The sequence below is a fragment of the Pseudomonas sp. No.21 genome (genome assembly GCF_054558415.1).
In genome coordinates, this window is sequence record NZ_BAAJNO010000006.1 from 238,229 (window position 1) to 257,698 (window position 19,470).

Sequence of the window (19,470 nt, forward strand, 5' to 3'; positions counted from 1 at the left end):
TTAGTGAGCCTCCCCCGTTCCGCAGATGGCCGCGACGACCTTGTCCATCGCCGCGCTGCGGGAACCTTTGATCAGAATGGTTGTGTTGGCGTCCTGCTCATCGACCAGGGCCTGGATCAGGCTGGACTGATCGGCGAAATGGCGGCCATCGTCGCCGAAAGCGGCGACTGCATGGGCCATCTGAGGACCGACTGCATAGAGCGCGCTGACCTTGCCGCGGGCATGGAGCCCCACGTCGCGGTGACCTTGCTCGGCCCACTCGCCCAGCTCGCCCATATCCCCGAGCACCAGGACGGTGCGGCCGGAAAAGCCGGCGAGTATATCAACGGCCGCGATCATCGAAGCCGGGTTGGCGTTGTAGCTGTCATCGATCACCCGCATGCCACTGGGTGCCAACTGCGCTACGGTGCGGCCCTTGACCGGTTGCAGGTTCTGCAGGCCTTCGCGAATACCGACCAGCGGTACGCCCAGCGCGTGCGCGGCAGCGGCGGCAGCCAATGCATTGGCGACGTTATGCAGGCCCAGCAGGTTGAGCTGGATGTTCGCTTCACCAGCCACGCCCTTGAGGATGAAGGCCATGCAGCCACGAGCATCACGCACGATGGACTCGGCGCGCAGGTCGGCATCGGCTGCATCAAGGCCGAAGCTCAACACCCGGCGGGCGCCATTGCGCTGGCGCCAGGTATCGAATGCCTTGTCGTCGCGGTTGAGCACGGCGATACCGTTGTCGGCCAGACCTTCGAGGATTTCGCCCTTGGCCAGGATGATCTTCTCCGGGCCACCGAACTCGCCCACGTGGGCAGTGCCGGCGTTGTTGATGATCGCAACCTGGGGCCGGGTCAGGCCGACGGTGTAGGCGATCTCGCCCACCCGAGAAGCGCCCAGTTCGATCACGGCGCTGCGGTGCTCCGGCGCCAGTTCGAGCAGGGTGAGCGGCGCGCCCAGGTCGTTGTTGAGGTTGCCGCGGGTGGCCAGGACAGGCCCCTGGGTCCGCAGGATGCTGGCGAGCATTTCCTTGACCGTGGTCTTGCCGCTGGACCCGGTAACCGCCGCCACCTTGCCGGTGAAGGCGTCACGGTTGAGCGCACCGAGCCGACCAAGGGCCAGGCGGGTATCGGCCACCAGCAACTGCGGCAGCGGCGCTCCCGGGACCTCGCGCTGCACGAGCGCGGCGACGGCCCCCTTGGCGGCGACGTCGGCCAGGTAGTCATGGCCATCGAAATTCGGCCCGACCAGCGCGATGAACAGCTGTCCGGGCTCAACGCGCCGGCTGTCGGTGGACACCGCCGAGAACGCGGCATCAGCCCCGATCAAGCGGGCCTGCAACGGAGCCTGCAGGGCGGAAAGACGCATCGGCTCAAGCATGGCTGGCTCCCCAGGCGCCCAGGGCGGCTTCGGCTTCCTGCAGATCGGAGAACGGCAGGCGCTCGCCGTTGATTTCCTGGTAATCCTCATGCCCCTTGCCGGCCAGCAACACCACGTCGTCGACGCCAGCGGTCGCGATCAGACGGGCGATGGCGACGCCACGACCGTGGACGAACTCGGCCCTTGCCGCATCGGCGAAGCCAGGGCGGATGTCGTCGAAGATCTGCGCCGGGTCTTCGCTGCGCGGGTTGTCGTCGGTGACCAGTACGTGGTCGGCCAGGCGCTCGGCCAGGGCCGCCATCAGCGGGCGCTTGCCACGGTCGCGATCACCGCCGCAGCCGAACAGGCACAGCAGGCGACCCCGAGCGTGGGGGCGCAGGGCTTCGAGGACCTTTTCCAGGGCGTCGGGGGTGTGGGCGTAATCCACCACCACCAGCGGCTTGTCGCCACCGCCCAGGCGCTGCATGCGGCCGGCCGGCCCCTGGAGGCCGGGCAGCGCGCGAAGGATTTCGTCCAGCGGGTAGCCCATGCCCAGCAGGGCACCGACCACCGCCAGCAGGTTGCTGAGATTGAAACGCCCAAGCAACGGGCTGCGCAGCAGGCCTTCGCCTTGCGGCGTAACCAGGCTCGCTCGCACGCCATCGTCATCGAAATGTGCTTCGCGGCAATAGATGAAGGCGGACGCGTCTTCCTGGCTGTAGCCGATGAGACGGGACTCATGGGTACGCGAGGCGAGTTCGCGGCCGAACGCATCGTCGAGGTTGATCACCCGGCAACGCAACTCGGGCCAGTCGAACAGGCGAGCCTTGGCAGCGCCATAGGCCTCCATCGAACCGTGGTAGTCGAGATGATCGCGGGACAGGTTGGTGAACACCGCGACATCGAAGGCGAGTGCGGCCACGCGCCCCTGCTCCAGTCCATGGGAGGAAACCTCCATCGCCACGGCGCGGGCACCGGCCTGCTTGAGGTTGGCCAGGGTGGCCTGCACCGCCAACGGGTCGGGGGTCGTATGGCGGCCGCTTTCCAGCTCGCCATGGAAGCCGGTCCCCAGGGTCCCGACGATGCCGCAACGCTCGCCGAGTAGGTCGAGGGCCTGGGCGATCAGTTGGCTGACGCTGGTCTTGCCATTGGTTCCGGTGACGCCCACGAGATTCAGGCCGCGACTGGGCTCGCCATAGAAGCGCCCGGCTATGGCCGAAAGCTGGCCAGCCAACCCCTTGATGGCGAGCAGTTCGGCACCGCTGGCATCGACAACCGGGGCGCCTTCCGCTTCGTACGCGACAGCGGTGGCGCCGCGAGCGATGGCATCGGCGATATGGTCACGGCCGTCGTGCTGGGCACCGGGAACCGCCAGGAACAGATCACCCGGACGCACCTTGCGGCTGTCCAGGGTCAGTTCACGGATCAGGGTGGCGCTTTCGGCCTGGGGCAACAATTGATTCAGTGGCATGGGCATCAGATCCGCCCTCCTTTGCCGGTAGCCGCTTCCGCGGTCTGTTGTTCCTCGGTGGGCAGGTTGTCCGGGGCGATGTTCATCAGGCGCAACGCACCAGCCATGACTCTGCCGAATACCGGTGCCGAGACCAGGCCACCGAAGTAGCCGGCCTTGCTGGGTTCATCGATCACCACCACCATCGCCAGACGCGGATTGGTGGATGGACCGAAGCCCGCGAAGAGCGAGCGGTAGGCGTTCTGGGTGTAGCCCTTGGCGCCGACAGTGGCCTTGCGCGCCGTGCCGCTCTTGCCGGAAACGTGATAGCCCGGCACCTGGGCGCGGAACACGCCGCGCGGCGCCTCGACCACTTGCTGGAGCATGCCCTGCATGGTCTTGGCGACATCCCCGGGGATCACCTGGGTACCGACGGGCAGGCTGTCCACCCGGGTCATCGAAAGGGGTACGGCCTGGCCGTTGTTGGCCAGCGTGGCGTAGGCATGGACCATCTGGATGGCGGTCACCGAGAGGCCGTAGCCATAGGACAGGGTCGCGGTCTCGGCCTTGCGCCATTCGCGGTGGTTGGGCAGGTTGCCCACGCGCTCGCCGGGGAAGCCGAGACCGGTGTCCTGGCCGAGGCCCAGCTGGCGCATGGTCTCGTAGATGGTCTCGCCGCCGATGTCGAAGGCGATCTTGCTCATGCCGACGTTGCTGGAATTGATCAGGATGCCGGTCAGGTCGAGGATCGGCCCTTCGGTCTTGGAGACGTCCTTGATGGTGTAGCGGCCGATCTGCAGCGAGCCGGGGTAGACCTCGACCTTGTCCTCGGGCTTCCAGCGGCCGCTCTGCAGGGCCGCGGACATGGAGATCGGCTTGACCGTCGAACCGGGCTCGAACACGTCGATCATGGCGCGGTTGCGCATGGCCGCCGGCTGCAGGTTGCGGCGGTTGTTCGGGTTGTAGGTGGGCTGGTTGGCCATGGCCAGCACTTCGCCGGTCTTGACGTCGACGATCACCAGGCTGCCGGCCTTGGCGCCGTTCTCCACCAGCGCGTTGCGCAGTTCACGGTGGGCGAGGTACTGCAGGCGCAGGTCGATGGACAGGGCCAGGGTCTTGCCGGGCTTGGCGTTCTTGGCGACCTGGACGTCCTTGATCAGGCGACCACGGCGATCCTTGAGCACCTGGCGCTTGCCGGGCACGCCGGCCAGCCACTGGTCGAAGGACAGCTCGACGCCCTCGCGACCGCGATCGTCGACGTCGGTGAAGCCGACTACATGAGCGGTCACTTCGCCAGCCGGGTAGAAGCGACGGAACTCTTCGATGGCGTAAACGCCCGGAAGCTTGCGGGCGAGGATCGCCTGCCCCTGCTCCGGCGTCAGGCCGCGGGCGAGGTAGAGGAATTCGCGACCGGCGTTCTGCTCGATACGCTCGGCGAAGATCTTCGGATCCTGCCCCAGGGTCGCAGCGATGACCGGCCACTGGTCACGCACGGCCATCAGGTCCTTGGGGTTGGTCCAGAGGGTGGTGACCGGGGTGCTGACAGCCAGCGGCTCGCCGTTGCGATCGGTGATCAGGCCACGGTGCGCCGGAATCGGAATGTGCCGCACGCTGCGCGCATCGCCCTGCCCCTTGAGGAAGTCGCGATCGATCACGTGCAGGTCGACGATACGCCAGGAGATGGCCGCGACCATGAGGGCGAGCAGCACCAGGACCACCCGGAAGCGCCAGGGGTAGAGCGCCCCCTCGAGGTTGATCATGGCGCCACCATGCGGATTTCCGCGGGTTCGGGGATACGCATCTTCAATTGCTCGCTGGCCAGCGACTCGATGCGGTTGTGCGCTGTCCAGGTACTCTGCTCCAGCACCAGGCGGCCCCACTCGGCCTGCGCCTTGTCGCGCACGCTGAGCTCGGTGTAGAGCTTGTTGAGCAGCTGCCTGTTCCAGTGCGCGCTGTAGGACACGCCGATGGCGGAAACCAGCACGGCAATGAACAGCAACAGCATCAGGAAACTGCCGCCCGGCAGGGGCTTGGCGTAAATGCGGCTCATCTGAGCTTCTCCGCCACACGCATGACGGCACTGCGCGAGCGCGGGTTGGCCTTCAGCTCTTCTTCGGATGCGAACTGCGGCTTGCCCAGCAGCTTCAGCCGGGGATCGAAGGCCGGGGGACGGATAGGCAGGTTGCGCGGCAACTTGTCCGCCTCGCCTTTCGCATGCTTGCGCATGAACAGCTTGACGATGCGGTCTTCCAGGGAGTGGAAGCTGATAACGACCAGTCGGCCGCCAACGGCGAGATTCTCCAGGGCAGCCTCGAGGCCACGCTCCAGATCACCCAATTCGTTGTTCACATGGATGCGAATGCCCTGGAAAGCGCGGGTAGCCGGATTCTTGCCTTTTTCCCAGGCGGGATTGGCCACCGTGAGCACGGCAGCCAGATCAGCGGTGCGTTCGAAGGGTTTCTCGGCACGGCGCTGCACAACGGCACGCGCCATGCGCTTGGCGAAGCGCTCCTCGCCATATTCCTTGAGCACGCGGGCGATCTCATCCTCGGGTGCGGTGGCGATCCATTGCGCGGCACTGACGCCACGAGTGGGGTCCATGCGCATATCGAGGGGGCCGTCGTTGAGGAAGCTGAAACCACGCTCGGCGTCATCCAACTGCGGCGAGGAAACGCCGAGATCGAGCAGGACGCCATCGACCTTGCCGGCCAGGCCACGCTCGGCAAGCTCGCCCGCCATCTCGGCGAAACTGCGCTGCACAATGACAAAGCGGCCGTCTTCGGCCGCCAGCGCTTGCCCTGTAGCTATGGCTTGGGGGTCCTTGTCGAAACCGAGCAGCCGGCCCTCCTCACCGAGATGCCGGAGGATGAGCCGACTGTGCCCCCCGCGACCGAAGGTGCCGTCCAGGTAACAGCCGTCAGCACGCACGGCGAGGCTGTCTACGGCCTCGTCGAGCAGGACGGTGATGTGGCGGAAGCTGCTTTCGGTACTCACAGGATAAGGTCACGCAGTTCGTCCGGCAGGCCGCCGGGTTGTTTGATTGCCATCAGGTCCGCATCGGAAATCGCGTTCCAGGCGTCTTCGTCCCATATCTGGAACTTGTTCAACTGACCAACCAGCATCGCCTTCTTGTCCAGGCCCGCGTACTCGCGCAAGCGCGGCGGGACCAGGAAACGACCGTTGCCGTCCAACTCGAGGTCGACGGCGTTACCGATCAGGAGGCGTTGCAGGCGGCGGGCTTCTTCACGCAGGGACGGCAGCTCGCGAAGCTTGGCTTCGATGAGCTCCCATTCGGGGAGCGGATAGAGGGTCAGACAGCGGTCGACGGCATCGATGGTGACGATGAGCTGGCCATCACAACGCGAAAAAAGCTCATCACGATACCGGCTCGGCATCGCGATGCGCCCTTTGGCGTCGAGACTGATGGCATTTGCTCCGCGAAACACGGCTGCGCTTCCCCTGTTTTAGGCTTCCCGTACCAATTGATCCCACTTTGTCCCACTTTGCACCACTTCCGCACACTATAGAAATGCGCGCGCCCCACCGTCAAGGCGGGCAAAGACGGAAAATTCCTTACGGGACGGAGATTTAGCGAGCTTTTGGGAGAGGGCGGGAGAGATATTGCAGCGGATTTCAGGCACAAAAATAAGACGCACCAGAGAGCTGAAGCGCGAACTTAAAGTAATTTCTCAAGAATAAGATTTTTTCGGTATTTCAGACGTGGAGCAAATAAAGCGGAAGTGGGGGAAAGTGGAGAGTCGATCTGTAAGCCGGGTTCTGTCGTGGACAGTCATTCATCTACGGCTGCCATCACTGACAGCCTTTAGCAACCTACCCGAATCCGACGCGGGCCACGCCAAGGATTCCTATTTGGTCTTGCTCCGAGTGGGGTTTACCTAGCCACGAACTGTTGCCAGTCGCGCGGTGCGCTCTTACCGCACCTTTTCACCCTTACCGGCGCTTGCGCGCTTAGGCGGTTATTTTCTGTGGCACTTTCCGTAGGCTTTCGCCTCCCAGGCGTTACCTGGCACTCTGCCCTGCGGAGCCCGGACTTTCCTCCCTCTCAAAATCGCGAACGAAATGAGACAGCGACTGTCCGATCGACTCTCCGCCGCCAAGGGTAGCGGCAGGCCAGCAGAAGAACAAGCTCAAGAATCGCCCTGGCGCTCCAGCGCAGCCTGGTAGAGCAGGTTCTTGCGCACCCCGGTTATTTCCGCAGCCAGCGCCGCCGCTCGCTTCAGGGGCAACTCGGCAAGCAACAGATCGAGTACGCGCGACGCTTCACCACTGATCGCATCTTCGCCCTCGGGCTCCTGCCAGCCCGCCACCAGCAGCACACACTCACCCCGCTGCTGATTGCTATCACTTGCAACCCAATCGCGCAGCGCGGCCAGCGGGTTACCCTTCAGCGTTTCGAACGTCTTGGTCAACTCACGCGCAAGCACCGCCTGACGCTCCCCTCCGAAGATCGACACCATGTCCTCCAGGCATTCGAGTATCCGATGTGGGGCCTCGTAGAAAATGAGCGTGCGCGGCTCTTCCTTTACCAACTCCAGGCGCGAGCGGCGGCCGGCCGTCTTGGCGGGAAGAAAGCCCTCGAATATGAAGCGATCCGAGGGTAGGCCCGCCGCGGAAAGCGCCGCGATCAGAGCGCTGGGCCCCGGCACAGGCACCACGGCGATGCCGGCGGCCCGAACCTGCCGAACCAGGTGATAGCCAGGATCGGAAATCAGCGGGGTGCCCGCATCGGAAATCAACGCGACATCATCGCCTGCCTGCAGACGCGCCAGAAAGCGACCACCCTCCTCGCGCTCATTGTGATCATGACAAGCCGCCAAGGGCGTATTGATGCCGAAGTGCTGAAGCAGGCGTACGGAATGGCGGGTGTCCTCGGCTGCGATGAGTGCCACCTCGCGCAGCACTCGCAGCGCACGAGCACTGATGTCATCGAGGTTCCCAATGGGCGTAGCCACCACGTAAAGTTTGCCCAAGGTGGCAACAGAGCCTGGGGAAACGGTCACAAGACACCTCGGAATTCACTTAAAGGCGCGCATTGTAGCCCGTTTCTGACCTCCAACATCGCACCCCGGACGGGCCTTGGGTACAATCCGACGCTTCTTTGATCGAGTACCGGGATCGTTAAATGATCGCTTGCCTGCGCCCGCTTTCCGCACTCTGCCTCGTCGGCCTGCTGGCCGCCTGTGGCAGTTCGCCCACCTCAACTCTCGGCGAACTGCCCCGCACGCCCCAAGCCAGCATCGAGCAGATGCTCCAGCAAGCGAACGACAGCAAGCCCGAGCAAGCCGCCCTCCTGCGCCTTGCCGCCGCCGACCTGGCGTACAAGCAGCAGGATATAGGCCGCTCGGCCCGCATTCTCGAGCAGGTCCCGCTGGACGGCCTCAAGCCCGCCCAGCAGGTATACGCCAGCACCCTTGCGGCCGAACTCGCCATGGCACGCAACCAGCCCAAGAGCGCCCTCAAGGCCCTGGGCCATCCGAGCCTGGAGCGCCTGGCCGAGCTGCCGGTCGAACAGCAGGTCCGCACCCAACTGATTCGCGCCCGCGCCCTTGAGGCCGACGGCCAGAACTTCGCCGCAGCACGTGAGCGCGTATTCATCGCCCCGCTGCTCAGCGGCGAAGCCGAGAAGACCAACCACGAAGCGATCTGGACCCTGGTATCCAACCTGCCAGCCAACCAGCTGCAGGCCGGCGGCGACGCCGACCTCGCCGGCTGGATGGAGCTGGCCCGCGTGACCAAGAGCGCCGGCACCCTGGAGCAACAACAGGCGGCCATCGAAACCTGGCGCACCCAGAATCCGCAACACCCAGCTGCCGAGCAGCTCCCTGCCCCCCTTCTCAAACTGAAAGAACTGGCCAATCAGCCCCTGACAAAGATCGCCCTGCTGCTGCCCCAGGAAGGCCCGCTCGCCTCGGTGGCCCGCGCCCTTCGAGACGGCTTCCTCGCCGCTCACTACCAGGCTCAGCAGGCCGGCCAGAACCCGCCAGCCATCCAGCTCTACGACAGCTCGCACCTCAGCTCCCTGGATGACTTCTACCGCCAGGCACAGGCCGACGGCGTACAACTCGTGGTCGGGCCACTGGAGAAACCGCTGGTCAAGCAGATGAGCGACCGCGAGCAACTGCCTATCACCACACTTGCCCTCAACTACAGCGACGCCGGCCAGGAAGGCCCCGCCCAGTTGTTCCAATTCGGCCTTGCCGCCGAGGACGAAGCCCGTGAAGTGGCCCGCCGCGCCTGGGGCGACGGCATGCGTCGCGCCGTAGCACTGGTGCCGCGTGGCGAATGGGGCGACCGTGTACTCAATGCATTCCGCCAGAACTGGGAGCAGTCCGGCGGCAGCCTGATCGCAGCCGAGCACGTCGATCAGCCGGTGGAACTGGCCCAGCAGATCGCCGACCTGTTCCAACTGCGCCAGAGCGAATCGCGCGCCAAGCGCCTGCAGAGCACCCTCGGCACACAGGTCGCCGCTCAACCCTCGCGCCGCCAGGACGTCGACTTCATCTTCCTCGCCGCCACTCCGCAGCAGGCCCAGCAGATCAAACCCACCCTGGCCTTCCAGTACGCTGGCGACGTGCCCGTGTATGCCACCTCCCACTTGTACACCGGCAGCAACGACCAGGCCCAGTATCTGGACCTGAATGGCATCCGCTTCTGCGAAACCCCCTGGCTGCTCAACAGCAACGACCCGCTGCGCCAGCAGGTCGATCGCCAATGGCCGCAAGCCGGGGGCAGCCTGGGCCGCCTCTACGCCATGGGCGTGGACGCCTATCGCCTCGCCCCGCGCCTCAACCAGCTCAAGGCCCTGCCGGAAAGTCGTGTCGACGGCCTCTCCGGCAGCCTGAGCCTGAACCCCGCTCAACGCATCGAGCGCCAGCTGCCCTGGGCCGAATTCCGCGACGGCCAGGTGCAGCGCCTCCCCGACAGCGATTCTTGAGCCAGCGACAGAGCAGCGGGCAAGCGGCAGAGGCCCTTGCCCGCACCCACCTCGAAGGTCATGGCTTGCGCCTGCTGGCCAGCAACTGGCGGTGCCCGCGAGGCGAGCTCGATCTGGTCATGCTGGACGGCGATACAGTAGTATTCGTCGAAGTACGCTACCGACGGCATGCCGCCTGGGGCGGCGCCCTGGAGAGCGTCGATGCGCGCAAGCGCGCCAAGCTGATCACCGCTGCCCAGCACTTCCTCCTGAAGGAGTCCCGCTGGTCTCGATACCCGTGCAGATTTGACGTGGTCGCCATCAACTCGATGGATGGCGACTCACCCCCGCGACTGACATGGCTGCAGAACGCCTTTGATACCTGAGCAGTCGCTCCCACTTAAGGTCAACCCGATGGACATGCAACCCCGAATCCGCCAGCTCTTCCAGGCCAGCATCGACACCAAGCTGCTCGCCATGGAAATGCTCGCTCCGCACATCGAGCACGCGAGCATGGTGATGGTCAACGCCCTGCTAAACGAGGGCAAGATACTCTCGTGTGGCAATGGCGGCTCCGCCGGCGACGCCCAGCACTTCTCCTCGGAGCTGCTCAATCGCTTCGAGCGCGAACGCCCAAGCCTGCCCGCGCTGGCACTGACCACCGACAGCTCGACCATCACCTCCATCGCCAACGACTACAGCTACAACGAGATCTTCTCCAAGCAAATCCGCGCCCTGGGCCAACCCGGCGACATCCTGCTGGCGATCTCCACCAGCGGGAACTCCGCAAACATCATCCAGGCCATCCAGGCCGCACATGACCGCGAAATGATTGTCGTAGCCCTGACCGGCCGCGACGGCGGCGGCATGGCCTCGCTGCTGCTGCCCGAAGATGTGGAGATCCGCGTACCCGCCAAGTCCACGGCGCGCATCCAGGAGGTTCATCTACTGGCCATCCATTGCCTTTGTGACCTGATCGATCGTCAACTGTTTGGGAGTGAAGAATGACGCGTTCCCCTCTGATCCTCGCCTGCCTCGCCGTCACCCTGGTTCTAGGTGGCTGTGGTGGCCGCACCATCGGCAAGACCATCGACGACCAGTCCACGCCTTCCAAGGTGCGGGCCAAGATCGAAGCGGCGAACCCTGATCTCAAGACCAATTCGCACATCGTCGTGACCAGCTACAACGGCGTCGTGCTGCTGGCCGGACAGACCCCCAACGACAACCTCAAGGCCCAGGCTGAACAGGCCGCGCGCACCGCACAGGGCGTGAAGAAGGTGCATAACGAATTGCATGTCGGGCAGAACTCCTCGACTCTGGCCCGCATGAACGACAGCACCATCACCACCAAGATCACCACCCAGCTGCTGGCCGACAGCCAGATCCCCAGCTCGCAGATCAAAGTCGTGACCGAGAACGGCATCGTCTACCTGCTCGGCCTGGTGACCCGCCAGGAAGCAGCCAAGGCCACCAGCGTGGTCCAGGGCGTCTCCGGCGTACAGCGCATCGTCAAGCTGTTCGAGTACACCAACTGATCGAATTGCGGATACAAAAAAGGCGATCCAACCGGATCGCCTTTTTTATTACTTGACCACCTTGAGACTGGGGCGCCCGCTGGGTCGCGGCGAGCCTCCGGACGGATCGCCGCCGGAAGGACCATCATCCTCGGGGCCCAGGTCCTCGTCGTCCACCACCGGCGGCTCCAGATCGAAGACCATGCCCTGCCCGTTCTCCCGCGCATAGATGGCCATGATCGCCGCCGCAGGAATGTAGAGGGTGTGGGCGACGCCACCGAAACGCCCCTCGAAACTCACCGCTTCGTTATCCATGTGCAGGTGACGCACGGCACTGGGAGAAACGTTGAGCACGATCTGACCATCGTTGGCATAACCGGCCGGCACCTGGACACCGGCATGCTCCGCATTGACCAGCAGGTGCGGGGTGCAATTGTTGTCGACTATCCACTCGTAGAGCGCACGGACAAGGTAGGGACGACTGGAGTTCATCAGATGCTCCTCATCAGCGCATGTCGCGCTCGACGGCTGACAGACTGGCCTGGAAGCCATCGCGTACGAACAGGCGCTCCATGTAGTCCAGCAGCGGCTTGGCAGGGCGAGGCAACTCGATTCCCAGCACCGGCAGGCGCCAGAGGATCGGCAGCAGACAGCAGTCTACAAGACTGAGGTCTTCGCTCAGGAAAAATGGCTTGTCGGCGAACAGTGGCGATACGCCAGTGAGACTCTCGCGCAACTCCTTGCGAGCGACGGCCTTGGCGGCCTCCTTCACCCGGGAGTCGAGAATCTGGTCCACCAGGCTGCACCAATCACGCTGAACGCGGTGCATGAGGAGACGGGTGTTGCCCCGTGCAACCGGATAGACCGGCATGAGCGGCGGGTGCGGATAACGCTCCTCAAGGTACTCCATGACCACGGTGGGCTCGTAGAGCGCAAGGTCGCGATCGACCAGGGTCGGCACACTGCCGTAGGGGTTGACCTCGGCCAGCCTGGGCGGACAGCGCCCCGGCTCGACATCGATGATGTCCGCAGCGACACCCTTCTCGGCGAGCACGATGCGTACACGATGGGAATAGTGGTCTGCGGGGTCGGAGTAACAGGCCAACCTGTTGGTCACGGCCATGGCGCCCTCCTCGCTTGAAGTTATGCAGTAGTAGAAAAACGCGCGCGCCCATGAAGGGCGCGCGAGTATACAACGGTGAAGCCAGCTATCAGTGCACGTCTTTCCAGTATTCGCGCTTGAGCAGGTAGGCGAACACGAAGAAGAAGGCCAGGTACAGCAGAACGTAAGTGCCGATGCGCTGCATGTGCAGCTTGTTCGGATCAGCGGAGTAGGCCAGGAAGGTCACCAGATTCTGCACCTTCTGGTCGAACTCGGCCTCGCTCAGCTTGCCGGTCTTCGGCACGATGGTCAGCTGGTCGCACGCCTCATGGGTGATGGGAGCGCCCGTCAGCGGATCGTACTGCTTCTTGCCTTCTTCGACCGCCTGGACCTGCTTGCAACCCACGACCTGGCGACCCTGCAGGCCGACCAGCACGTTGGGCATGCCGACGTTCGGGAAGATCTTGTTGTTCACGCCCCAGGGACGCGCCGGATCTTCGTAGAAGTTGCGCAGGTAGCTGTACAGCCAATCGGTACCACGAACACGGGCGACCAGGGTCAGGTCCGGCGGCGCGGCGCCGAACCAGGTCTTGGCATCGCTCGGCTTCATGCCGATCTGCATGTGGTCGCCGATCTTGGCACCGGTGAACACCAGGTTTTCCAGCATCAGCTCTTCGGGAATGCCCAGGTCCTTGGCCACGCGCTCATAGCGCTGGAACTTGGCACTGTGGCAGCCCATGCAGTAGTTGGCGAAGGTACGAGCGCCGTCCTGCAGTGCAGCCTTGTCGGTCAGGTCGATGTCGACATGATCCAGTTCTACATCATGGCCACCGGCGGCGAAGGTCAAGGCCGGCAGTGCAGCGATAACAAATGCAGCGAATAGCTTTTTCATCAGCCTGTCACCCTTTCCGGAACCGGTTTGGTTTTTTCCATCCTGGTGTAGAAGGGCATCAGGATGAAGTACGCGAAGTACAGGATGGTGCACACCTGCGACAGCAGCGTACGGCCCGGGGTCGGCGCAAGAACACCCAGCACGCCGAGGATGACGAAGGACACGCAGAAGACCAGCAGCCAGATCTTGCTCAGCCAGCCCTTGTAGCGCATCGACTTGACGGGGCTGCGATCCAGCCACGGCAGGACGAAGAGCACGGCAATGGCAGCGCCCATGGCGATGACGCCCATCAGCTTGTCCGGAACCGCGCGGAGAATCGCGTAGAACGGGGTGAAGTACCACACCGGCGCAATGTGCTCAGGGGTCTTGAACGGGTTCGCCTGTTCGAAGTTCGGCTTCTCGAGGAAGTAACCACCCATCTCCGGGAAGAAGAACACCACGAAGCAGAACACGAAGAGGAAGACCACCACACCGACGATGTCTTTCACGCTGTAGTAGGGGTGGAAGGCGATGCCGTCGAGCGGAATGCCGTTCTCGTCCTTCAGCTTCTTGATGTCCACGCCATCGGGGTTGTTCGAACCCACTTCGTGCAGAGCCAGGATGTGCAGCACGACCAGGCCGAGGATCACGATCGGCAGGGCGATCACGTGCAGGGCGAAGAAGCGGTTCAGGGTGATGCCGGAGATCAGGTAGTCACCGCGGATCCACTGGGTCAGGTCACCACCGATGACGGGGATGGCACCGAACAGCGAGATGATCACCTGGGCACCCCAGTAGGACATCTGGCCCCAGGGCAGCAGGTAGCCCATGAAGGCCTCGGCCATCAGGGCGAGGTAGATCAGCATGCCGAAGATCCAAACCAGCTCACGCGGCTTCTGGTAGGAGCCGTAGAGCAGGCCGCGGAACATGTGCATGTAGACCACGATGAAGAAAGCCGAGGCGCCGGTGGAGTGCAGGTAGCGAATGATCGCCCCGTACTCGACGTCGCGCATGATGTACTCGACGGAGGCGAAGGCTTCTTCCGCGGACGGCGTGAAGCTCATGGTCAGCCAGATGCCGGTGAGGATCTGGTTCACCAGGACCAGCAGGGCCAGGGAGCCGAAGAAATAGAAGAAGTTGAAGTTCTTCGGAGCGTAGTACTTGCTCAGATGGTCTTCCCACATCTTGGTCGCGGGGAAGCGCGCATCGATCCATTCCATGAATTTGCTCATTAGGCCTTCTCCTGGTCCACACCGATGACGATGACATCATCCGACTCGTAGGAGTGGGGCGGCACCGGCAGGTTCAAGGGTGCGGGCTGCGCCTTGTAGACACGGCCCGCGAGGTCGTAGCGAGAACCGTGGCAGGGGCAGAAGTAGCCCCCTACCCACTCGGCGCCCAGGTCGGCAGGCGCAACTTCCGGACGGAAGGAGGGCGAGCAGCCGAGGTGGGTGCAGAGACCGACCAGAACCAGGATCTCCGGCTTGATCGAGCGGTTATGCGGATCGACATAGGTCGGCTGCACGGATGCTTCGGACTTCGGGTCAGCCATGCGCTCGTCGATCTTGCCCAGGTTGCCGAGGATCTCCTCGGTACGGCGAACGATGAATACCGGCTGACCGCGCCATTCAGCAATCATCTGCTGACCTGCTTCGATCTTGCTGATATTCACCTTCACCGGTGCCCCTGCGGCCTTGGCCTTCGCACTGGGCTGCCATGACCCCACGAACGGGATCGCAGCACCCACCGCTCCTGCAGCACCCACCACGGATGTGGCTGCTACGAGGAAGCGACGCCGGCCTGCATTCACGCCGTCATTGCTCATTCAGTCGTCTCCCATCAGCTTTTGTGGCCTGTTGTTCAGGCCTCTACTAAGTAAAAATCGAGCCGCGCAAAAAATTCGCCAAATGGTAAAGAAAACCCCCTCTCCTGACAAGGTAATAGCCGGATACAAAACTGCTGAAAGCCTTGAGAGATAAGGGTTACGCGCATGCGACAAGCTGTCGCAGGGCGTTTTCGCGGGCATAAAAAAACGCCCAGATCCACAAGGGCCTGGGCGTTTTTCGAAGCGTCGTATTAACGCTTGGAGTACTGCGGACGCTTACGCGCTTTACGCAGACCGACCTTCTTACGCTCGACTTCGCGAGCATCGCGAGTCACGTAGCCGGCCTTACGCAGCGGGCTGCGCAGCGCTTCGTCGTAGCTGATCAGGGCACGGGTGATACCGTGACGGATCGCACCAGCCTGACCGCTGACACCACCACCGAGGACGGTGACGTAGATGTCGAACTTCTCGACGGTCTCGGTCAGCTCCAGCGGCTGACGCACGACCATGCGAGCGGTTTCACGGCCGAAGAACTGATCCAGGCTGCGGTTGTTGATGGAAATCTTGCCAGTACCCGGACGCAGGAATACGCGTGCGGTTGCAGTCTTGCGACGGCCAGTGCCGTAGTTTTGAGTCGCCGACATAATGAACTATCCCGTTAAATCTTCAGTTCTTGGGGCTGCTGAGCGGTGTGCGGGTGAGCAGAACCCTTGTACACCTTCAGCTTGCGATACATGTCGCGACCCAGCGGGTTCTTCGGCAGCATGCCTTTGACCGCGGTCTCGATCACGCGCTCAGGGGCCTTGGCAATCAGCTTCTCGAAGTTGATTTCCTTGATGCCGCCCGGGAAGCCGGAGTGCGAGTAGTACATCTTGTCGGTAGTCTTGGCACCGGTCACACGTACCTGCTCGGCGTTGATCACGACGATGTAGTCGCCGGTGTCAACGTGCGGGGTGTATTCCGGCTTGTGCTTGCCGCGCAGGCGGCTAGCAATTTCGGTGGCCAGACGACCCAGGGTCTGACCGGCAGCGTCGACGACATACCAGTCGCGCTTAACAGTTTCCGGTTTTGCAGTAAAAGTCTTCATTCGCTATAGCCTCAGGGGCCGCCCTGAAAATAAGACGGCGGATCTTACTGAATAGTGCTCGCCCTGGCAACACAGGGCAGCCGGAAACAGACGCTATCGGGGGCTCGGGTCAGCGCGTCCGCACACGGCATAAGGGTTTCGGCGGGCTAGGCATCCCCACCTTCCTTCTTCGCGAGCTAGGCATCCCCGCAAAGAAAGCCGCGGAATTATGCCGATTGCACGGAAAATTTCAACCTGATTTGATAGCTATCTTTGCCACCAGAGGAGCGCTGCATGGAATTCCGCCAACTCGGCCACACCGATATCAAGGTCAGCAGCCTGTGCCTGGGCACCATGACCTGGGGCGAACAGAACACCGAGGCAGAGGCATTCGCCCAGATCGAGCGTGCCAAATCCTACGGCATCAACTTCCTGGACACAGCCGAGATGTACCCGGTCCCGCCCCGCGCGGAAACCTACGCGGCGACAGAAACCATCATCGGCAACTGGTTCGCCCGGAACAGGGACCGCGCCGACTGGGTACTCGCCAGCAAGGTGGCCGGGCCGGGCAACGGTATCACCCACATCCGCGACGGCAACCTCAAGCACAACCGCCAGCACATCACCGCGGCACTGGATGCCAGCCTCAAGCGCCTCCAGACAGACTGGATCGACCTCTACCAACTGCACTGGCCAGAGCGCAGCACCAACTTCTTCGGCCAGTTGGGCTACCAGCACCGCGATGAAGACTTCACCCCGCTCCAGGAAACCCTCGAAGTCCTCGCCGAACAGGTGAAGGCGGGCAAGATCCGCCATGTCGGCCTGTCCAACGAAACGCCCTGGGGCACGATGAAGTTCCTGCAATTGGCCGATCAGCTTGGCCTGCCCCGCGCCGCCTCCATCCAGAACCCCTACAACCTGCTCAACCGCAGTTTCGAAGTAGGCCTGGCGGAAGTGGCGATCCGTGAGCGCTGCGGCCTGCTGGCCTATTCACCGCTGGCGTTCGGCATGCTGTCCGGCAAGTACGAGAACGGTGCGCGCCCGGCCAACGCTCGCATCAGCCTGTTCAGCCGCTTCGCCCGCTACACCAACCCGCAGGCCCAGGCCGCCTGCTCGCGCTACGTGGCGCTGGCCCGCGAACATGGCCTGGACCCGGCACAGATGGCCCTGGCCTTCGTCACCGCGCAGCCTTTCGTCACCAGCAACATCATTGGCGCCACCACCCTTGAGCAGTTGGAGAGCAACCTCGCCAGCAGCGAGCTGACGCTGCCAGATGCGGTACTCGAAGGCATCGCCGAGATCCATCGAGGCCAGCCCAACCCTGCCCCCTGACCTAGTCGAACAGACCCGGCGCGACATCACGGGCAACCGGCATGTCGCCCCGCCGTGAGGCCAGCCGATCCGCCAGCCGGGTCGGTTCCGGCAACCGATAGCCCCGACAGCCGCGCAGCACCAGCTCCAGCGCGCTGCGCATGGATACGCGATGCCCTGGCGAAACCACCAGCGGCGCGACTCGATCGCGACTGCGCAGCATCCAGCCGATCTGCTCTCCGTCGTGCTCCAGCGGCACATGATCGCCACGCATGAGACCCGGCTCCTGGTGATGCCCCACCAGTATCGTCTTCGCGACCCCGAGGGTCGGCAGCCCGGTGACCACGCCCAGATGCGAAGCGATGCCGAGCCGGCGCGGATGGGCGATCCCCTGCCCGTCGCAGAACACCAGGTCCGGCCGCTGCGGCAGACCGGCCAGCGCTTCCAGCAGGCCCGGCAGCTCACGGAAGGACAACAGCCCGGGCACGTAGGGCATGGATGTCGGCACCCGCGCCACCACCTGGCCCAGCAGGCGGTAGTCATCGGCATCCAGCAACACGGCGACGGCCCGGGTGATCTGGCCGCCCTCCTCGAAGCCGACATCGACGCCCGCCACCACTTTCAGCGGCGAGAAATCGTCGACCAGCAGCACCCGTGCCGCCAAGTCGCCCTGCAGGCGCTTGGCGTGGCGGACACTGCCGTCCCAGTCATCGAAAGGGGAAGAATTCATGAGCAGGCTCCGAAAGGTCGACACAAGGTAGACCCGGAGCCCGCAGGAAGGGTCCGCCGCTCAGCCCGGCGGCGGACCAGGGGACTTACAGCGAGCGCGCGATGATCTCTTTCATGATTTCGTTGGTGCCCGCATAGATGCGCTGCACACGGGCATCGGCCCAGGCGCGCGCCACCGGGTATTCCCACATGAACCCGTAGCCGCCGTGCAGCTGGACGCATTCGTCCAGCACCTTGCATTGCAGATCGGTGCCCCAGTACTTGAGCATCGCCGCGGTGGGCACATCCAGCTTGCGCTGCAGGTGCAGCTCCAGGCAGCGGTCGACGAACACGCGGCCTATCTGGATCTCGGTCGCCATCTCCGCGAGCTTGAAGCGGGTGTTCTGGAACTCGGCGATGGCCTTGCCGAAGGCCTTGCGATCGCGGGTGTAGTCGAGGGTCCACTTCAGCGCCGCCTCGGCCGACGCCAGCGCGCCGATACCGACGGTCAGGCGCTCCTGGGGCAGCTCCTGCATCAGGTAGGCGAAGCCCATGCCGGCCTGGCCCAGCAGGTTCTCCTTGGGCACGCGCACGTCCTGGAAGAACAGCTCCGATGTGTCCTGGGCCTTCATGCCCACCTTCTCCAGGCGCTTGCCCTTGGAGAAACCCGGCGCCCCCGCCTCTACCAGGAACAGGCTGGTGCCCTTCGCGCCGGCCTTGGGATCGGTCTTGGCGACCACGATCACCAGGTCGGCCAGGTAGCCGTTGGTGATGAAGGTCTTGGAGCCGTTGATCACGTAGTCGTCGCCGTCCAGCACGGCAGTTGTCTTCACGCCCTGCAGGTCCGAGCCCGCGCCAGGCTCGGTCATGGCAATGGCGGTCACCAGCTCGCCGGTCACCATGCGCGGCAGGTACTTGTGCTTCAGCTCCTCGGAGCCGTAATGGAGGACATAGGGTGCGACGATGTCCGAATGCAGCGAGAAGCCGATGCCGGTCAGCCCCAGGCGGCCGATCTCCTCGATCACCACCGTGCTGTAGAGGAAGTCGGCGCCCATGCCGCCGTACTCCTCGGGGATGTGCGAGCAGAGCATCCCGGCCTCCCCCGCCTTGTTCCACAACGCGCGGTCGATGTAGCCGTCCTTCTCCCACTGGTGATGAAAGGGCACCGCCTCCTGTTCGAGGAACTTGCGCACGCTGTCGCGGAAGAGTTCGTGATCGGAGCTGAACAGGGTTCTGGGAATCATGCGGTCACCTTGGCGGATGCGTCTGGGTTCGAGGTTGAAGGCCAGAGACTGTAGGACAGTCGTACCAGACGCACACTGGACAGTTGCGACAAAAAATAAGA

General features: G+C 63.7%; 21 protein-coding genes and 1 other RNA gene. 5 read left to right on the forward strand and 17 right to left on the reverse strand.

The features are described 5' to 3' along the window. The 8 genes from ACYJSS_RS14205 to rsmI all read right to left on the reverse strand — a co-directional run bounded on the left by ACYJSS_RS14205 (window position 1) and on the right by rsmI (window position 7,785). Complete coding sequence (locus ACYJSS_RS14205) at window positions 1-1,365, reverse strand: UDP-N-acetylmuramoyl-tripeptide--D-alanyl-D-alanine ligase (protein WP_111262458.1); 1,365 nt, start codon at window positions 1,363-1,365, stop codon at window positions 1-3. Beyond that, a complete protein-coding gene (locus tag ACYJSS_RS14210; RefSeq protein ID WP_236204744.1) occupies window positions 1,358-2,821 on the reverse strand; it encodes a UDP-N-acetylmuramoyl-L-alanyl-D-glutamate--2,6-diaminopimelate ligase in 1,464 nt (487 codons plus the stop codon). Before ACYJSS_RS14210 ends, ACYJSS_RS14205 begins: the two co-directional genes overlap by 8 nt. Then, the gene (locus ACYJSS_RS14215; protein ID WP_111262460.1) at window positions 2,821-4,554 is read right to left on the reverse strand and encodes a peptidoglycan D,D-transpeptidase FtsI family protein; all 1,734 of its coding nucleotides are present in this window, start codon (window positions 4,552-4,554) and stop codon (window positions 2,821-2,823) included. Before ACYJSS_RS14215 ends, ACYJSS_RS14210 begins: the two co-directional genes overlap by 1 nt. Beyond that, window positions 4,551-4,844, reverse strand: coding sequence for a cell division protein FtsL (gene ftsL / locus ACYJSS_RS14220; RefSeq protein ID WP_111262461.1), 294 nt, complete (start codon window positions 4,842-4,844; stop codon window positions 4,551-4,553). Before ftsL ends, ACYJSS_RS14215 begins: the two co-directional genes overlap by 4 nt. Next, window positions 4,841-5,788, reverse strand: coding sequence for a 16S rRNA (cytosine(1402)-N(4))-methyltransferase RsmH (rsmH, locus tag ACYJSS_RS14225; RefSeq protein WP_111262462.1), 948 nt, complete (start codon window positions 5,786-5,788; stop codon window positions 4,841-4,843). Before rsmH ends, ftsL begins: the two co-directional genes overlap by 4 nt. Then, the gene (gene mraZ, locus ACYJSS_RS14230) at window positions 5,785-6,240 is read right to left on the reverse strand and encodes a division/cell wall cluster transcriptional repressor MraZ (protein ID WP_111262463.1); all 456 of its coding nucleotides are present in this window, start codon (window positions 6,238-6,240) and stop codon (window positions 5,785-5,787) included. Before mraZ ends, rsmH begins: the two co-directional genes overlap by 4 nt. 304 nt (window positions 6,241-6,544) lie before the next feature. Beyond that, window positions 6,545-6,902: RNase P RNA component class A (rnpB, locus tag ACYJSS_RS14235), an RNA gene on the reverse strand. A 40-nt stretch (window positions 6,903-6,942) separates the two neighbouring features. Then, on the reverse strand, window positions 6,943-7,785 hold the full coding sequence (rsmI, locus tag ACYJSS_RS14240) for a 16S rRNA (cytidine(1402)-2'-O)-methyltransferase (RefSeq protein ID WP_178082979.1): 843 nt from the start codon (window positions 7,783-7,785) through the stop codon (window positions 6,943-6,945). Window positions 7,786-7,937: 152 nt separating this feature from the next. Between rsmI and ACYJSS_RS14245 the strand changes: the two genes are divergently transcribed. Genes ACYJSS_RS14245 through ACYJSS_RS14260 form a run of 4 tightly spaced genes read left to right on the forward strand, consistent with a single transcriptional unit; the run spans window position 7,938 to window position 11,263 of the window. Continuing rightward, complete coding sequence (locus ACYJSS_RS14245; protein ID WP_236204745.1) at window positions 7,938-9,749, forward strand: penicillin-binding protein activator; 1,812 nt, start codon at window positions 7,938-7,940, stop codon at window positions 9,747-9,749. After that, the gene (locus ACYJSS_RS14250; protein ID WP_111262466.1) at window positions 9,746-10,114 is read left to right on the forward strand and encodes a YraN family protein; all 369 of its coding nucleotides are present in this window, start codon (window positions 9,746-9,748) and stop codon (window positions 10,112-10,114) included. Before ACYJSS_RS14245 ends, ACYJSS_RS14250 begins: the two co-directional genes overlap by 4 nt. Before the next feature lie 28 nt (window positions 10,115-10,142). After that, window positions 10,143-10,736, forward strand: a complete 594-nt coding sequence (locus ACYJSS_RS14255; protein ID WP_111262467.1) for a phosphoheptose isomerase — start codon at window positions 10,143-10,145, stop codon at window positions 10,734-10,736. Further along, window positions 10,733-11,263, forward strand: coding sequence for a BON domain-containing protein (locus ACYJSS_RS14260; RefSeq protein WP_111262468.1), 531 nt, complete (start codon window positions 10,733-10,735; stop codon window positions 11,261-11,263). The genes ACYJSS_RS14255 and ACYJSS_RS14260 overlap by 4 nt, the downstream gene beginning before the upstream one ends. 48 nt (window positions 11,264-11,311) lie before the next feature. Here ACYJSS_RS14260 and ACYJSS_RS14265 read toward each other — a convergent pair whose 3' ends face one another. The 7 genes from ACYJSS_RS14265 to rplM all read right to left on the reverse strand — a co-directional run bounded on the left by ACYJSS_RS14265 (window position 11,312) and on the right by rplM (window position 16,127). Next, window positions 11,312-11,734: a ClpXP protease specificity-enhancing factor gene (locus ACYJSS_RS14265; RefSeq protein WP_111262469.1), complete on the reverse strand. Its 423-nt coding sequence runs from the start codon at window positions 11,732-11,734 to the stop codon at window positions 11,312-11,314. Between the two features lie 13 nt (window positions 11,735-11,747). Then, window positions 11,748-12,365: a glutathione S-transferase N-terminal domain-containing protein gene (locus tag ACYJSS_RS14270; RefSeq protein WP_111262470.1), complete on the reverse strand. Its 618-nt coding sequence runs from the start codon at window positions 12,363-12,365 to the stop codon at window positions 11,748-11,750. An 88-nt stretch (window positions 12,366-12,453) separates the two neighbouring features. Continuing rightward, a complete protein-coding gene (locus ACYJSS_RS14275) occupies window positions 12,454-13,236 on the reverse strand; it encodes a cytochrome c1 (RefSeq protein WP_111262471.1) in 783 nt (260 codons plus the stop codon). Then, entirely contained in the window at window positions 13,236-14,447 is a 1,212-nt protein-coding gene (locus tag ACYJSS_RS14280; protein ID WP_111262472.1) for a cytochrome b, read from the reverse strand. Before ACYJSS_RS14280 ends, ACYJSS_RS14275 begins: the two co-directional genes overlap by 1 nt. Beyond that, complete coding sequence (gene petA, locus ACYJSS_RS14285; protein ID WP_111262473.1) at window positions 14,447-15,040, reverse strand: ubiquinol-cytochrome c reductase iron-sulfur subunit; 594 nt, start codon at window positions 15,038-15,040, stop codon at window positions 14,447-14,449. The genes ACYJSS_RS14280 and petA overlap by 1 nt, the downstream gene beginning before the upstream one ends. A gap of 251 nt (window positions 15,041-15,291) precedes the next feature. Then, a complete protein-coding gene (rpsI, locus tag ACYJSS_RS14290; protein WP_111262474.1) occupies window positions 15,292-15,684 on the reverse strand; it encodes a 30S ribosomal protein S9 in 393 nt (130 codons plus the stop codon). 14 nt (window positions 15,685-15,698) lie between these two features. Beyond that, the gene (gene rplM, locus ACYJSS_RS14295; RefSeq protein WP_021217864.1) at window positions 15,699-16,127 is read right to left on the reverse strand and encodes a 50S ribosomal protein L13; all 429 of its coding nucleotides are present in this window, start codon (window positions 16,125-16,127) and stop codon (window positions 15,699-15,701) included. A gap of 273 nt (window positions 16,128-16,400) precedes the next feature. Here rplM and ACYJSS_RS14300 point away from each other — a divergent pair, with 273 nt between their 5' ends. Next, complete coding sequence (locus ACYJSS_RS14300) at window positions 16,401-17,438, forward strand: NADP(H)-dependent aldo-keto reductase (protein ID WP_111262475.1); 1,038 nt, start codon at window positions 16,401-16,403, stop codon at window positions 17,436-17,438. 1 nt (window position 17,439) lies between these two features. Here the strand turns inward: ACYJSS_RS14300 and nfi are convergent, their stop codons facing one another. Next, a complete protein-coding gene (nfi, locus tag ACYJSS_RS14305) occupies window positions 17,440-18,147 on the reverse strand; it encodes a deoxyribonuclease V (protein WP_111262476.1) in 708 nt (235 codons plus the stop codon). An 85-nt stretch (window positions 18,148-18,232) separates the two neighbouring features. Further along, on the reverse strand, window positions 18,233-19,369 hold the full coding sequence (locus ACYJSS_RS14310) for an acyl-CoA dehydrogenase family protein (protein WP_111262477.1): 1,137 nt from the start codon (window positions 19,367-19,369) through the stop codon (window positions 18,233-18,235). Window positions 19,370-19,470 lie beyond the last annotated feature (101 nt).